This window comes from Phyllobacterium myrsinacearum (genome assembly GCF_014138285.1).
Classification (GTDB): Bacteria; Pseudomonadota; Alphaproteobacteria; order Rhizobiales; family Rhizobiaceae; genus Phyllobacterium; species Phyllobacterium myrsinacearum_A.
In genome coordinates this window covers 1,896,147-1,911,093 of record NZ_JACGXN010000001.1, presented here as the reverse complement: position 1 = coordinate 1,911,093, position 14,947 = coordinate 1,896,147, and the positions used below count along the sequence as shown (strand labels likewise).

Annotated in this window: 13 protein-coding genes; 1 reads left to right on the top strand and 12 read right to left on the bottom strand. The window is 56.4% G+C overall.

Features of this window, described 5'->3' with window-relative positions; all coding sequences use genetic code 11:
• Positions 1–166: 166 nt before the first annotated feature.
• From FHW16_RS09520 to ybgC, 11 genes are all read right to left on the bottom strand, one after another.
• Positions 167–931 (bottom strand): outer membrane protein, encoded by a 765-nt coding sequence (locus FHW16_RS09520; RefSeq protein ID WP_182548832.1) that lies wholly within the window; start codon positions 929–931, stop codon positions 167–169.
• 211 nt (positions 932–1,142) lie between these two features.
• Entirely contained in the window at positions 1,143–2,495 is a 1,353-nt protein-coding gene (gene glmM, locus FHW16_RS09515) for a phosphoglucosamine mutase (RefSeq protein ID WP_182548830.1), read from the bottom strand.
• A gap of 213 nt (positions 2,496–2,708) precedes the next feature.
• Entirely contained in the window at positions 2,709–4,643 is a 1,935-nt protein-coding gene (gene ftsH / locus FHW16_RS09510) for an ATP-dependent zinc metalloprotease FtsH (RefSeq protein ID WP_182548829.1), read from the bottom strand.
• Between the two features lie 96 nt (positions 4,644–4,739).
• Complete coding sequence (gene tilS, locus FHW16_RS09505) at positions 4,740–6,131, bottom strand: tRNA lysidine(34) synthetase TilS (RefSeq protein ID WP_182548827.1); 1,392 nt, start codon at positions 6,129–6,131, stop codon at positions 4,740–4,742.
• Complete coding sequence (gene ybgF, locus FHW16_RS09500) at positions 6,106–7,122, bottom strand: tol-pal system protein YbgF (RefSeq protein WP_182548823.1); 1,017 nt, start codon at positions 7,120–7,122, stop codon at positions 6,106–6,108. The genes tilS and ybgF overlap by 26 nt, the downstream gene beginning before the upstream one ends.
• Before the next feature lie 164 nt (positions 7,123–7,286).
• The gene (gene pal / locus FHW16_RS09495; RefSeq protein ID WP_091879876.1) at positions 7,287–7,790 is read right to left on the bottom strand and encodes a peptidoglycan-associated lipoprotein Pal; all 504 of its coding nucleotides are present in this window, start codon (positions 7,788–7,790) and stop codon (positions 7,287–7,289) included.
• A gap of 265 nt (positions 7,791–8,055) precedes the next feature.
• On the bottom strand, positions 8,056–9,363 hold the full coding sequence (gene tolB / locus FHW16_RS09490) for a Tol-Pal system beta propeller repeat protein TolB (protein ID WP_432651997.1): 1,308 nt from the start codon (positions 9,361–9,363) through the stop codon (positions 8,056–8,058).
• A gap of 46 nt (positions 9,364–9,409) precedes the next feature.
• A complete protein-coding gene (locus FHW16_RS09485) occupies positions 9,410–10,510 on the bottom strand; it encodes a cell envelope integrity protein TolA (protein ID WP_182548819.1) in 1,101 nt (366 codons plus the stop codon).
• Between the two features lie 6 nt (positions 10,511–10,516).
• Entirely contained in the window at positions 10,517–10,963 is a 447-nt protein-coding gene (tolR, locus tag FHW16_RS09480) for a protein TolR (protein ID WP_182548817.1), read from the bottom strand.
• A 33-nt stretch (positions 10,964–10,996) separates the two neighbouring features.
• Positions 10,997–11,707: a protein TolQ gene (tolQ, locus tag FHW16_RS09475; RefSeq protein ID WP_182548815.1), complete on the bottom strand. Its 711-nt coding sequence runs from the start codon at positions 11,705–11,707 to the stop codon at positions 10,997–10,999.
• 354 nt (positions 11,708–12,061) lie between these two features.
• Positions 12,062–12,529 (bottom strand): tol-pal system-associated acyl-CoA thioesterase, encoded by a 468-nt coding sequence (gene ybgC, locus FHW16_RS09470; RefSeq protein ID WP_182548814.1) that lies wholly within the window; start codon positions 12,527–12,529, stop codon positions 12,062–12,064.
• Positions 12,530–12,602: 73 nt separating this feature from the next.
• On the opposite strand from ybgC, the gene FHW16_RS09465 reads away from it, so the two are divergent.
• The gene (locus FHW16_RS09465; RefSeq protein ID WP_182548813.1) at positions 12,603–13,838 is read left to right on the top strand and encodes a glycoside hydrolase family 5 protein; all 1,236 of its coding nucleotides are present in this window, start codon (positions 12,603–12,605) and stop codon (positions 13,836–13,838) included.
• Between the two features lie 36 nt (positions 13,839–13,874).
• Here FHW16_RS09465 and ruvB read toward each other — a convergent pair whose 3' ends face one another.
• Positions 13,875–14,918: a Holliday junction branch migration DNA helicase RuvB gene (gene ruvB, locus FHW16_RS09460; RefSeq protein WP_182548812.1), complete on the bottom strand. Its 1,044-nt coding sequence runs from the start codon at positions 14,916–14,918 to the stop codon at positions 13,875–13,877.
• Between the last annotated feature and the right edge of the window lie 29 nt (positions 14,919–14,947).

Here is a 14,947-nt window from a genome sequence, read left to right as displayed (position 1 = left end):
TCTCGTTGGGGAGAGGTGGCCCATTCCGGGAACTAGGAGAAATGTCGTTCACAGTCAAGAAATATGTTTGAGTGCGACATTAAATTTACCGCCTGCTGCCAGCCGAGGCTCAAACTAAAACGGCAGGAGTGATGCTCCTGCCGTTGGAAAAACCAAGTCGTTTCAATTAGAAAGCGTAACGCACGCCAACCTTGAAATCATGCGATGTAATGTCCTTGAATTTGAACGGCTGATTGCGTGTCGAGCCATTCAGATTGTAGGCAGCGCCTGTTTCAGCGTCACCGAGATCAACATAACTGTAACCGAGATCGATGGTCATGCGGTCGGTAGCCTTGATGCCGACGCCGGCATGCAGTGCCCAGGCAAGATTCCATTTTGATGCCGAACCGGCATAACCGCCGCCATTGTTGAGCACATTGTCGTCGGTGAAGTTGGAGATCGTGTTGCGCGATGCGCCGATACCGGCACCGACATAGGGTGTTATGCCACTGAAAGTGCCAAGATCAGCATAGGCATTGGCCAGGAACAGCCATTCGGATTTCTTGGCGTGATATTCATTCGTTCCATACTGACCGAGTGATGGATTCGAGTAGAAATCAAGGGCGCTGAACTCGGTCTTGCCGCGATACTGGCCTGTCACATCAGCGCGGAGCCAATCATTGAACTGGTAACCAATACCGATCTGACCCGTAATGCCGGAGTCGAAATCACCTTTATCCAGGAAGCCATGCTGCTCCGCATTGGCAAAATCGAAATAATCGAGTTTGCCAAGGCGCTGATTGCTCATGCCGATATCGCCGCGCAGGTACCATCCGCCGAACTGCTGGACTTCCACGACAGGTGCTTCCACAAGATCCGCGGCTTGGGCCGGGATTGCCCCCAGGCACAGTAGAGCTGCACCCATCGCAGCATATTTATTGAAAATGCCCATTTTCATATCCCTCATCAGGCCCAAAATCGAAACGCAGCGACTGCTACTAAGGTTCTAGAGGGCAATATGAGGGGAAAAAGTTAAATCCCGCTTAACCGTGTTTGTTCACCATACTCATTAAGGTTAACGGAAACCAAACGGGCTGCCATCGTTGCATAAATGCAAATGGACCCCACCGGGGCCCATTGATTTTCACAGATATTGCTGACAATCAGGCGGCTGATTTGACCGACGAAATCACCGAAATGATGTCATTCACAACCGTGTCGACCAATTGGCTGTCGTCACCTTCAGCCATAACCCGGATCAGAGGCTCCGTGCCGGATGGGCGGATAACCAGACGTCCCGATTTGCCAAGCCGGTCGCGGGCATCATCAATCGCCGACTTCACCTTCTTGTCCTCAAGCGGCTTGCCGCCTGTCGTACGGATATTCTTGAGGACCTGGGGCACCGGCTCAAACTTGCGGCAAACCTCGCTGACGGGTTTCCCCTCCTCCTGAACCACGGCCAGAATCTGCAGGGCCGAAACGAGACCGTCGCCGGTCGTCGAGAAATCCGAAATGACAATATGCCCCGACTGCTCGCCGCCAATATTGAAGCCGTGATTGCGCATATGTTCAACCACATAGCGATCACCGACGTTGGTGCGTGCCAGTGTCAGGCCACGATCGCCGAGAAAACGTTCAAAGCCGAGATTGGACATCACGGTGGCGACAACACCGCCGCCGACAAGCCGGTCTGATTCCTGCCACGACTGTGCAATCACCGCCATGAGCTGATCGCCATCGATGATCGACCCTTTTTCGTCAACGATGAGAACACGATCCGCGTCACCATCGAGGGCAATACCGATATCTGCTCTGACTTCATGCACCTTCTTGATCAGGCTCAAAGGATGGGTCGATCCACAATCTTCATTGATATTGGTGCCGTTCGGTTTGTCATTGATGGTCACGACATCGGCGCCAAGCTCCCAAAGGGCAGCGGGCGCGACCTTGTAGGCGGCACCATTGGCGCAATCCACGACGATCCTCAAGCCGGAGAGCGATATGTTTTTCGGCATCGTCCGCTTGGCAAACTCGATATAGCGATAAATATCACCATCGACACGCTTGGCCCGGCCCAGCGCTTCAAAACTGGACAACCGGCCAGACAGATCCTCGTCCATGAGACGTTCGATCTCAAGTTCGATCTCATCGGACAGCTTGAAGCCATCCGGGCCGAAAAGCTTGATACCATTATCGTGGTATGGGTTGTGCGAGGCTGAAATCATCACGCCGATATCGGCACGCAGCGACCGGCAAAGCATCGCCACGGCGGGTGTGGGAATGGGACCGAGCAGGAACACGTCCATGCCGGTAGAGGTGAAACCCGCGACCAGTGCATTCTCGATCATATAGCCGGAAAGCCGGGTATCCTTGCCAATCACAACCCGGTTGCGATGGTGGCCGCGTTTGAAGGCGAGACCGACGGCCATGCCGACTTTCATCGCGATATCCGGCGTCATGGGGTAGGCATTCGCCTGTCCACGAATACCATCGGTGCCAAAATATTTCCGAGCCATATTGTCTATCCAAACTGTACCGGCCGTCACTCATCTGGCAGCGCCAGAGCTCAGCCCTATTTTGCTTGTGCTTGATCTTCACGCTTATTGCAGAAGACCTTCCTCTTCGCATCTCACAAATTATGTGTCGATTATACTATCATTCCATCCGTGAACAATTGGTGCAAAAACGGCCGGTGAATACCGGCCGTTGCTTGGTCTGCAGTGCCTCGATTACGATTGAGGCTGTGGTTCAAGACCCTTGTCAGGTTCGTCACCCTTGCGTGGCTTCTTCGCTGAACCGGCTTTCGGAACGGCTGAACCACGCGACGGAGGCGTATCGTCACCAAGGTCGCGGGCCGGCTTTTTACCGACCATAAGGGCCTTGATTTCTTCACCCGTCAGCGTCTCGTATTCAAGCAGGCCTTCGGCAATCGCGATCCATTCCTTCTTCTTCTTCGTCAGAATGGTGCGGGCAGCCGTATAGGCATCGTCGATCAGCTTGCGCACTTCCGCATCGATCAGCTGCGCTGTTTCTTCAGACACATTCTGCGTGCGGGCTACGGAGTGACCCAGGAACACTTCTTCCTGATTCTCGCCATACGCGACCTGACCGAGCTTGTCGGAGAAGCCCCAGCGGGTCACCATGGCACGGGCAAGCTTGGTGGCCTGCTCGATATCCGATGACGCACCCGATGTGATGTTTTCCTTGCCGAATTTCAGTTCTTCGGCAATACGGCCACCCATCATGATTGCCAGACGGGAAATCATCCACTTGTAGCTCATTGAATAGCGATCAGCTTCGGGTAGCTGCATGACCATACCGAGCGCACGGCCACGCGGAATGATCGTTGCCTTGTGCAGGGGATCGGCTACCGCGACGTTGAGGGCGACGATGGCGTGTCCGGCTTCATGATAGGCAGTCAGTTCTTTTTCTGCCTGAGTCATGGCTGTCGAGCGACGCTCGGCACCCATCATGATCTTGTCCTTGGCATCTTCGAATTCGAGCATAGTGACGAGGCGCTTGTTGCGGCGCGCTGCCATCAGGGCGGCTTCGTTGACAAGGTTCATCAGGTCAGCACCGGAAAAGCCGGGGGTCCCGCGGGCCAGAATCTTCAGATCGACATTGGGTGCCAGCGGTACATTGCGGGCATGAACCTTCAGGATCTTCTCACGACCGGACACATCCGGATTAGGCACGACAACCTGACGGTCGAAACGGCCTGGACGCAGCAATGCCGGATCCAGAACATCAGGACGGTTGGTCGCGGCAATCAGGATGACGCCTTCATTGGCCTCGAAACCATCCATCTCGACCAGCAGCTGGTTCAGCGTCTGCTCGCGTTCATCGTTGCCGCCGCCAAGACCGGCGCCACGATGACGGCCAACCGCATCGATTTCGTCGATGAAGATGATGCAGGGTGCATTCTTCTTCGCCTGTTCGAACATGTCACGAACACGCGACGCACCGACGCCGACGAACATTTCAACGAAGTCAGAACCGGAAATCGTGAAGAATGGCACATTGGCTTCGCCAGCGATGGCGCGCGCCAGAAGCGTCTTACCCGTACCGGGCGGGCCAACGAGCAGTACGCCGCGCGGAATACGTCCGCCTAGCCGCTGGAATTTTTGTGCATCGCGCAGAAACTCGACGATTTCTTCCAGGTCTTCCTTGGCTTCATCGACGCCCGCAACATCCTGGAACGTCACGCGCCCGTGCGCCTCGGTCAAAAGTTTGGCTTTCGATTTGCCAAAGCCCATGGCACCACGGGAACCGCCCTGCATCTGGCGCATGAAGAAAATCCACACGCCGACGATGAGGATCATCGGCAGCCAGTTGATCAGCATGCCCACAATGGAGGTCGAGCCATCTGTTTCGGGCCGGGCCGCGATCTGCACATTCTTGCTCTCAAGACGGCCAACCAGGCCGGTGTCGCCGGGCGAATAGGTCTGGAATGTCGTATTATTGTCGGCATAGGTACCGGTAATACGATTGCCGGCAATCGTCACGTTTTTCACGCGGCCGTTATTCACGTCTGTTATGAACGTCGAATAGGGCACATCACTGGATGCCGAACGCTGGGAAGGGCTTTGAAAAAGATTGAACAACGCAATCAGAAGCAAAGCGATAATCGCCCACAGTGCGAAGTTCCGGTAGTTAGGATTCATTATCGGGTCCCATCAATCACAACCGCAAGGACGCGGAATTTACACGTAACATAGGTTCGAAGCATGGCCTTGCCAAGGCTGGCAATCAAACTGAGATCATTTCTTATCAATCTGGTTTACAGAAAATCGCTTGTAATCCCGCAAACCGAATAATTTTGCCACGCTGGCGGCAAGTATTTCATCATAACCTGAAAGGATATGATCGAACAGGGCAACGTATCGGGTCACTTCAAAACCCTCAGGCACTTTCCCGTGATCCGGCCCAAGATTCGGCCCAAGTTCCGTCAATGCTGGGACGGCCACGATCTTGTCGTCGCAGATCAGCATGGGGCTGGACTTGACCGACGCCCGGTGGATATTTTCGGTTCCACCCTGTTTTAAGAAGGCCAATCCCTCCTCGCCGCTTGCCACAATCCGCACCGGTTTATTCGAATCATTCGATATCCGGTAGCGACCATCCCAGATGAGCGTACTGTCGGGCGCGACGACGACATCGGGGATCGACCGCATCTCCCGGTAGATTGTCGCGCCATTCTTTCCCCGCTGAATGATGCAGCGGCCAAGACTCATGCGACCGGAAATATCTGCCCCGCAAAGATGCCGCACAACCTTGGCACACTCATCTGCCGGTGGCAGAAATGATTGCCCGCCCAGCACCGCCACGAGAACCCCGGCGATGAGACCTTGTGCGTCATGCGGGCAATTTCGAAAGCCAACCGCATCCACGTCCGCCCGAATGCCATTGCATATGGTGACGCCGCTTTGCAGAAACGTGGCCGCCTCGCCATTAAGGGCGCGGCGCTTCCGGCCTTTTTCCGCGATAAGCAATTGAATGTCGTCACGGTCCTGTGTTTGCAAGGCATCTCTGATCCGCACCCGCTCGTATTTCGGATTTGTGTTGGAGGGGTCGTCCCGCCACTCGATACGCCTGCCCCGAAGATACTGGCGCAGCCGCTCGCGCCTTAAACCAAGCAGCGGCCTGACGAGCCATGTTTCGCGTTCCAGAAGAGTTACCGGCGCCATGCCGGCCAGCCCTCTTTCGCCGCCGCGCACCGAGCGCATCATGAAGGTCTCGTTCTGATCATCGAGCGTGTGACCGGTCAAAACCATGTCGGTTCCCGCCTCTCTGGCCGCCTTGCACAAAAGCGCATAGCGTACATTCCGCGCCTTGGCAGAGATACCGGATGCGGGCTTCGGCCCAGTCCATCGTAAAACCCGATGTGTCAGGCCAGCCGCCCTGCACAGATCGGCCACATACAATGCTTCGTCAGCCGATTCCGGCCGCAACTCGTGATCAATTGTCACGGCGACGATATGGGGGAAGGACGCTCTCGCTCTGCGCAGATCATCGAGAAGGAAAAGCAGGGCGAGGGAATCGCTTCCGCCGGAAACGGCGGCGACAACCGTCGTCAGCCCGTCAAAATCGATCGCACCGAAAATCTCTTCCGGATCAAAGCGACTATCAGCATTTGTTGGCGGCACGTTCATTCTTCACGCGCTCTTTGAGCGCGGCTGAGAGACTGGGATAACGCGTGCTCACGGTGGCGAACGTCGCGCATGCAACATCATGATCCTGCATCTTCGCCAATGTCATGCCAAGTTTGAGAAGATTTTCGGGGCTCTTCTTGGAATCGGGAAATTGCTTGTGGTTATCGATGAAGACAGAGGCCGCCTCCTGATACCGCTCCTGCCCATAAAGTGATTCACCGAGCCAGTAGCGGGCATCAGGGCTGGAGGGGTCCTTCGGAAACCGGTCTATATGGCTGCGGAAAGCTGCCTCGGCGTTGCGGTAGTCTCCCGAAAGAAACAATTGATAGGCCTGCCTGTACAGCGCATTCGGATCGTCCGTCTGTGGCAGCGAAGCAAGGTTTGGGTTGGGAGCCGCCGGAGCTGGACTTTCGTTCTTTGTCCCACCGATTACGTTGCCATTGGCGTCAAACTCGATCTGCCCAAGCTCGCGCGGCGGTTCGCCTGGCTGCGCGGTCGTGGGAGCATTGGCCTGGGGATCAATAGCAGCGGAATCGGTGCTGTCGGACGGGGATGTCTGCGACGGCGCCGAGGGATAAGCGGAGGCATCTGGTGATGCCTCCCCCGTTGTCCGCGACGGCGCGGCATCGGCAACTGTACGGTCGCCCTTGCCACCGGCATCCGTTTTCTTGCCGCCGCCACCCTTCTTTTCCAGCTCCTGAAAACGGAACTCGTTATCTTCCTGCACCTTGCGCATCTGCTCCTGCATTTGCAGCAACTGGAAATTCAGGTCTTCGATCTTGCCCGTCAGTTGCCTGATCTGCTCTTCAAGCTGGCTGACACGCGGATCGCCTGCCTGTGCCATCTGGACCGGCGCATCCGCCGCTCCAATATTCGCCTTCGGCGCAGACGGGAAAAAGTTACCGTCAAAGTTCGAGGCATGGGCTGCGCCGGTCGCCAGAAAAGGCAAGACCGCCAGAGCCACAACCATTCTTTTCAGTCGTTTGTTCATTCCTTTACCGCCCCTGATATGGGAATTTAAACACCGCAATGATTTACGGCGAACCTATCTAACACGAGCAACGCGACTTCGGCCAAATTTTGTTGTGATCGCGGGTGAGACAAAAAAAGCGGCCCGAAGGCCGCTTTTCCAAAGTGCAATTCGGAACGAAAGGCTTAGCTGCCGGCGCCGCCGAGAACAGTAACGGCACGGCGGTTCTGGGACCAGCAGGAGTCTGCGTCGCAAACAGCAACCGGGCGTTCGTTACCATAGGAGATTGTCTTGATACGGGAAGCCGGAAGGCCACGCGAAGCAAGGAAGTTGCGGGCCGCTGCGGCGCGGCGCTGGCCGAGCGCCAGATTGTATTCGCGTGTGCCGCGTTCATCCGCATGACCTTCAACAGTGATCGCGTAGTTAGGATAACGCTGCAGCCACTGAGCCTGCTTGGAGAGGGTCTGCTGGGCGTCGGCACGGATAACGGAGGAGTCGACGTCGAAGAAAATACGATCGCCAACGTTTACCGTGAAATCCTGTGTGGAGCCTGGGCGGGCACTGCCAGCGCCGTTAAGGCCAAGATCACCGGCACTATTGATGGGTTTCTTCGCGCAGCCCGCAATAGCGAGAGCCATGAAGAGGGCGACGACAACTGGACTGCGGGCGATCATTTCGAAGCGGCGCATAGCCTGGACTCCTTAGGAATTGAATTGTTTCGGTGAACAAGCAGTAACCATATCGAGGTTAAGGCCAGTTCAAGAAACAGGGTTAATCCACTCTTAACACCAGGATTAACAGCGAAATCTGAGAATGACCTGCATCCTTAATGCAAACAATGCGGCGGAAAAACGACATTCGCGGCGATGTCTGGGCATTCGGCGGTAAATACCATCAAATGCCCGAATAACATCGCCGCGAATGGATATCATTCAGCAATAAAGCGGGACCGGCTTACTCAAGCAGCGGGGACCAGGCTGGATCGGATGCCAGATTGGGTGTCTGGATCTGGCGCAGGTTGCGCCCGGTCAGATCAACCGTAAACAGATGCGGGCTGTTGGATCCGGGAGGGAAGCGGTAGAACATCAGGACGCGGCCGTTCGGTGCCCAGGTCGGGCCTTCGTCGTGATAGCCGCTGGTCAGGATACGTTCACCCGAGCCGTCTGTTTTCATGACACCGATGGAGAACTGACCACCCGACTGTTTGGTGAAGGCGATGAGATCGCCGCGCGGTGACCAGACCGGCGTGGAGTAGGAACCGTCGCCGAAGGAGATGCGCTGCGGGTTCGAGCCATCGGCACCCATCTTGTAGATCTGCGGACGGCCGCCGCGGTCGGATTCAAACACAACCTGCCCATTATCAGGTGAATAGGACGCACCGGTATCGATGGCGCTCGTGCTGGTCAGGCGTGTGGTCGTGCGGCTGCGCACGTCCATGGTGTAGATATTCGCGCTGCCGTCATCCTGCAAAAGGCTCATGGCAACTTTCTGGCCATCGGAGGAAAAGCGCGGCGCGATCGTCATGCCGGGGAAATTGCCGACCAGCTCCCGCTGCCCGGTTTCGAGCTGCAGCAGATAGACCTGCGGCTTGTTGCCCTCGAATGACATATAGGTGATTTCCTGACGGCTTGGCGAAAAGCGCGGCGTCAGGACGAGATCCTTGCCATTGGTCAGATAGCGCACATTGGCACCATCCTGATCCATGATCGCAAGACGCTTGATGCGTTTTTCGCGCGTGCCGGATTCATCAACGAAAACGACGCGCGTATCGAAGTAACCCTTTTCACCTGTCAGGCGTTGATAGATGGCATCGGCAATGATGTGTGCGACGCGGCGCCAGCTGTCCGGCGAAGTGAAGAACTGCTGTCCGTCAAGCTGCTGTCCGGCAAATGTATCCCAAAGGCGGAACTCGGCCTTGAGCCTGCCGTCCGGCTGCTTGGTGACGCGCCCCGTGACCAGAGCCTGTGCATTGATGACCTTCCAGTCTTCAAACCGCGGCGCTGCATCCGGATTGGAAATCTTTTCGATGAACGCGCCCTTGTCGATGGGCGCAAACAGACCGGAGCGCTCCAGATCAGCAGCGATGACGCCCGAGATGTTAGTACCAAGCTGATCTCCGGAAAGGAAATCCGTGATGGCTATCGGCATAGGCTCGACATTGCCCTTGCTGAAATCGAGTTTCAGGTCCGCGCGAGCGGGCACGGTAGTTATCGCTGCGATCGCTATAATCACAGCAAAAGCTGAAAAAACTGTCCGGATCATTTTGTTCATCAGTTCGGGGCCCTTTTGTTGCTGGCCAATTGCTTTTTTAATCTTCTGCACCTGGGTGGAATGTGTAATCGTTCTTCGCCCAATCTTGGTACTTATCCTGAGGCAAATTGAAGGGAAGCGATTTCAATACGGCGCGACGTGCCCCTTCAATTGCAGTTCTCAAAAGAGTTGGATCGCCGCCACTTCCCGAAACCTCGGGCGCACCGTCAATACTACCGTCTTGGTTGAGACGAAACTGCACCCTAACGATCATGTCAGGATAATCCTGTGCCCCTACCGGTTTATTCCAATTGCCTTGTATGAGGGCACGGACTTGTTCAATCTCACTATTACTCAGTTTTGAACCACCAGTGGATTTGGTCGCACCGAGAGAAGCCTGATCCGTTGAACGCTTTGCGCCACCGCCGGAAGCTTTCTCACGATTGAGCAAGTCTGCAACCTGATCAGCGATTCCGTTCTTCTCCTTGGAAGGAGTCGGAGCGGTTTTCGTCGGCTTCGGCGTTTCCTTAACTTCCTTGCGCTCGGGTGTCGTCGCAGTCTGGGCCTGTGCTGGCTTTGGCTTGTCCTCAGGCTTTGCTACATTTTCAGGCAGCTTGAAAGCTTCCTCGGCGGGCTTTTCGGCCTGCGGGGTCGGCTCTGCCTTTGGAGCATCAGGCGTGGGGGCAGGTTTTGAATCGTTGATCGCAGCCGTGATCGGATCAGGCGCGACATCCTGCTTTGGCTTGGCTTGAGGTGCGATTTCCGTTGCCAGGACCGGGACCGGTTTTGTTTCCGGTTGCAATTCCGGCTTGGGGTCCGGCTTGACAGCAGGCACATCGGATTGCTTGGGTGCCTCGGCCGCTTCTACGACCTTTGGCTTGGTCGTGGGAATAGGCTTGGTTTCGACATCCGTCTCCGCATCGCCAATGATCTGCGCATCCTGCTTCGTCTGCGGCTTCTCGGTCGGCTTCGGTGTGGCCTTTTCGGCTTTCGGGGCCTTTGTATCGCCCTTCTGCAACTGGCTCGTATCGGAGATAATCTCGATCGGCAGCGATTCAGAATTGGCCAGATCCATCGGTTTCGGCGACGAAAAGCTCAACAGCCCCCAGCCGAGTAGAACGGCGTGGATAATGGCGGAGGATGTAACGCTTGTCCTCATGACCGATCAGCTGCCTTCCGGAAGACTGACGAGGCCAATGTTCTTGAATCCGGAACCGGAGATACGCGCCATGACCTTCATGATCGTGCCGTAGTCAGCCGCCTTGTCGCCCTTGACGAAGATGCGTTCCTCATAGCCGGTTTTGGCGATGGCCTGGAGTTTCGGAACGATTTCCTCGATCGGAATCTCGGTTTCCTGCAGGAATACCTGACCCTTCTGGTTGATCGTTACATAGATAGGGTTGGTTTCGCTGTTCAGCGCCTTGGCCTGCGTTTCCGGCATATCGATGGGCACGCCCACCGTCATCATCGGCGCAGTCACCATGAAAATGATCAGGAGCACGAGCATGACGTCGACCAGCGGCGTCACGTTGATTTCACTCATCAACGCCTTGCTGGCACGACCGCGGCGGCCGCGTCCACCTGAACCCTTGTTACCCATCGACATGCCCATGGCATTCAATCCCGCACTTTTAAAATCAGTTGCTTAAGAACGCGGCGCCAGCTTCTCATCGATTTGCCGCGAGAGTATGGCGGAGAATTCGTCCGCAAAGCTTTCCATACGTGCAGTCAGTTTGCCTGCATCGCTTGACAGTTTGTTGTAGGCAATAACCGCAGGAATAGCGGCAACCAGACCAATGGCCGTCGCCAGAAGCGCTTCGGCGATACCGGGCGCGACGACCGCGAGGCTGGTAGACTTGGAGCCGGCGATACCCATGAACGAGGTCATGATACCGATGACCGTCCCAAACAGGCCGATAAAGGGTCCGGCGGAACCGATGGTTGCCAGAAAGCCGAGACGGGCGGCAAGGATATCACTTTCGCGTGACAGAGCCACATCCATGGCCTTGTCGATGCGCATCTGCAGGGCGATGGGAGAACGCGCGCCCTTCTCAAAGGACTTTTTCCATTCGCGCATCGCGGCGATGAAAATCGAGCCCATGCCGGTGGTGCGCTTGTCCCCAAGGTTGCGGTAAAGCTCTTCCAGGGACTGGCCGGACCAGAATATCTGTTCGAAACGGTCAAAAGCCCGCTTGGCGCGGCCATATCCGAGCACCTTGTCGATGATAATTGCCCAGGTCCAGATAGAAGCACCAAGAAGGCCGATCATGACGAGCTTGACGATAAATCCGGCCTGCCAGAACAGTCCCCACAGGGAGACGTCTGATGTCTGAACAGCAACCGCTAAATTTTCCATATCCACTACCCTCGAATCCGAAAACCCGGTATTTCAACCGGGCTGCAATCGTCTCTTGTACCCGTGCATGGTCCGCCGAAGTATAAATGGTTCGGCAATACGGCCACGCGCCAATTTATTTCTTTGGAACTCGGCCGAACGCCTGACCGGCATCCATACTTGCTGACTACATTCCGAGAGCCACGTTCTGAGACCGGACATTTTCCAGTATTCATACCGCGGCTTCTCACGGTTAATTTTGGTAAAACGAAGGCGTTAACGCGAAACGCCCCGTTTCAGTGCCTTATTCATGGTTTGTTATGGTTAAGGATCAGTTATGATTCAGTGCCAGTGCGTCATTTAAACGCCCTCGCATCAGGATTCAGGTTGAAAAAGCTTGATCCATTCCGCCGGGAACCTGCGCGGGCGCCCTGCGCTGTTGATCAGCGCGGCTTCGACAGTGGCTGAAATCAGAAGATCCTCGCCCCGCTTGATGATCTGCGCCATCCTGACCCGGGCGCCGGATATCTCGGCAGTGCGGGTTTCGATTGTCAGCACGTCGTCAATGCGAGCCGCGCCCTTGAAATCGATTTCCATGCGCCGCACCACCCAGACGATGCTCTCGCCATGCTTGCCGTCGGCGAGTTCCGAATGATGAACCCCGAGCAAACGCAGATAGTCGGTACGGCCGCGCTCCAGAAACTCCAGATAGCGCCCGTGATAGACGATCCCCGAGAAATCCGTGTCGGCATAATAAACCCGGGCCAGCAGACGATGACCGAAGGGCGTCAACTCACCGGCAAGACCGCCGGCAGACGAAACAGAAAGATTGTTTTCACTCATGATCCTTTCCTTTTGCAGGCACGACAGGCATTTTGTCCAGAGCCATTACCTTGGGTTGTGAAGGAAACAGAGCTTGCCCGCCATACGCGTCTTCCTTTGCTTCGCCTGCTTTCTGCTGCTCACTGCAAATGTCCCAGCCGCAACATTCACCATGAAGCGCGGCCTCAATCTCGATATCTGGACCACCTGGCCGGGTCCCGAACATTGGGACGACGAAGCGGTTCTGGCGAATTTTCCGGAATGGCGAAAAGGCATGACAACAGGCACTCTCGCCGATATCCGCAAAGCAGGTTTTGACTTTGTCCGCATGCCAGTTGATCCGGCGATCTTTCTGGAGGACGCATCGGAGGCGCGCATAAGCAGGTTGATCGCGGAGACACTCGCCGCCATCGACCTTCTACACAAGGCAGGGTTGAAGGTGATTGTGGATTTTCACCTGATCCCAAGTGACTCCCGCAAGATCGGCACCAAGCAGGTGATTGCGGATAGGGCTCTGTTTGACCGGTATCTCCTGATGGTCGAGCGCGTCGGCAAGGCCCTCGCCGCCACCGATCCCGCCACGACAGCCTTTGAGGCGCTGAACGAACCCGTCATCGACTGCGATCCGGGAGCGGTGCCGCGCTGGCCGCCCATGCTGAAACGTCTTTATACATCCGCCCGCCGGGCAGCTCCCGCACATACCCTGGTGCTGTCAGGCGGCTGCTGGTCCAGCGCCTGGGGCCTCGACAAAATCAACCCGTCAGACTTTGGCGATGACAATATCATATGGACATTCCACACCTACGAGCCCTATTTCCTGACGCATCAGGGCGCCGACTGGACGGGCGACGTGATGGGCTACGTCGAAGGTCTGCCCTACCCGCCGGATCTCCTGGGGGAAAAGGCCCTTGCCGAACGATTGGCGGCCATTCGCAAGACCATTGCGCAGAATACGCCCGAAGATCGGAAATCCGCATTTCTCGCAGGGCTCGACAGTATGGCTGGCGGGGTTAAGAACGCTGTGCAGGCCCGCGAGAAGCTGGAGGAGCCGTTTCAGAAGGCTGGAAGCTGGGGCAAAGCGCACGGCATACCGCCGGAGCGCATCTATCTCGGTGAATTCGGGATGATCCGGCAGGAATACCGGAAACAGTTCCGCATGCCATCCGCGTGGCGCGCTGCCTATCTCAAGGACATGACGCAAGCAGCGGAAAAGCGCGGCTTCGCATGGTCAGTCTGGTCATGGGGCGGCGCCTTCGGCATTACCCTTGATGATGACAAACGCCAGCTGGACCCGGTTATCCTCAAAGGGCTGGGTCTGACTCCACCCTAAAGCACTGGCATTAGCGTGGTTCGTGGTAATGCAGTCCTATTCCTGATCATCCTGAAACAGGCTGACCTGCTGCTGGGTGATTTCGGCTGGCGCGGTGAGACCGAGATGTTTCCAGGCATTGGCCGTCAGCATGCGTCCGCGCGGCGTGCGCTGGATAAAGCCCTGCTGGATCAGGTAGGGTTCGATAATGTCCTCGATCGCATCGCGCGGCTCGGAAAGTCCGGCAGCGATCGTCTCGATACCCACTGGTCCGCCGCCGAAATTATGCGCAATCATCGCAAGGTAGCGCCGATCAAGCTGATCGAGCCCGAGCGCATCCACCTCAAGCCGCAAAAGCGCCGAATCGGCAGTTTGCCGGTCAATGGAATCCTTGCCATCGACAATGGCGAAATCCCGTACCCGGCGCAAAAGCCGTCCGGCGATACGCGGCGTACCACGGGCGCGCCGTGCGACTTCGAGCGCGCCGTCATCGGTCACGCCAATGCCCATGATGCGCGCGCCACGCCGGACGATATGCTCAAGCTCCTCCACCGTGTAGAAATTGAGGCGGACGGGAATGCCAAAACGGTCACGCAATGGCGTTGTCAGCAGCCCGAGACGCGTCGTCGCCGCCACCAGCGTGAACTTGGCAAGATCGATCTTGACCGAGCGTGCTGCAGGTCCCTCGCCGATGATCAGATCGAGCTGATAATCTTCCATGGCCGGATAGAGAATTTCCTCCACCGCCGGATTGAGACGATGGATTTCATCGATGAAGAGAACATCGTTTTCTTCGAGATTGGTCAAAAGCGCGGCCAGATCGCCCGCCTTGGCAATAACAGGCCCTGAGGTGGAGCGGAAATTGACGCCCAGCTCCTTGGCCATGATCTGCGCCAACGTTGTCTTGCCGAGACCGGGCGGCCCAACAAAAAGCACGTGATCCAGCGCCTCGCCGCGCGACTTGGCGGCTTCGATGAAGACTTTCAGATTGGCGCGAGCCGCTGCCTGCCCGACGAAATCGTTCAGCGTCTGCGGACGCAGTGACGTATCCGCGTCTTCGCCACGCTTGTCGGGGGTTATCAATCGGCTGACATCACTCATGCGGATGTCCTCGCACAGTGTGCTGTATC

Coding starts and splice junctions, on each gene's coding strand:
- FHW16_RS09485 (WP_182548819.1), bottom strand. CDS start 10,510: ATGAGGACAAGCGTTACATCCTCCGCCATTATCCACGCCGTTCTACTC.
- FHW16_RS09520 (WP_182548832.1), bottom strand. CDS start 931: ATGGGCATTTTCAATAAATATGCTGCGATGGGTGCAGCTCTACTGTGC.
- glmM (WP_182548830.1), bottom strand. CDS start 2,495: ATGGCTCGGAAATATTTTGGCACCGATGGTATTCGTGGACAGGCGAAT.
- ruvB (WP_182548812.1), bottom strand. CDS start 14,918: ATGAGTGATGTCAGCCGATTGATAACCCCCGACAAGCGTGGCGAAGAC.
- tolR (WP_182548817.1), bottom strand. CDS start 10,963: ATGGGCATGTCGATGGGTAACAAGGGTTCAGGTGGACGCGGCCGCCGC.
- tolB (WP_432651997.1), bottom strand. CDS start 9,363: ATGATCCGGACAGTTTTTTCAGCTTTTGCTGTGATTATAGCGATCGCA.
- pal (WP_091879876.1), bottom strand. CDS start 7,790: ATGCGCCGCTTCGAAATGATCGCCCGCAGTCCAGTTGTCGTCGCCCTC.
- ybgC (WP_182548814.1), bottom strand. CDS start 12,529: ATGAGTGAAAACAATCTTTCTGTTTCGTCTGCCGGCGGTCTTGCCGGT.
- tolQ (WP_182548815.1), bottom strand. CDS start 11,707: ATGGAAAATTTAGCGGTTGCTGTTCAGACATCAGACGTCTCCCTGTGG.
- ftsH (WP_182548829.1), bottom strand. CDS start 4,643: ATGAATCCTAACTACCGGAACTTCGCACTGTGGGCGATTATCGCTTTG.
- tilS (WP_182548827.1), bottom strand. CDS start 6,131: ATGAACGTGCCGCCAACAAATGCTGATAGTCGCTTTGATCCGGAAGAG.
- ybgF (WP_182548823.1), bottom strand. CDS start 7,122: ATGAACAAACGACTGAAAAGAATGGTTGTGGCTCTGGCGGTCTTGCCT.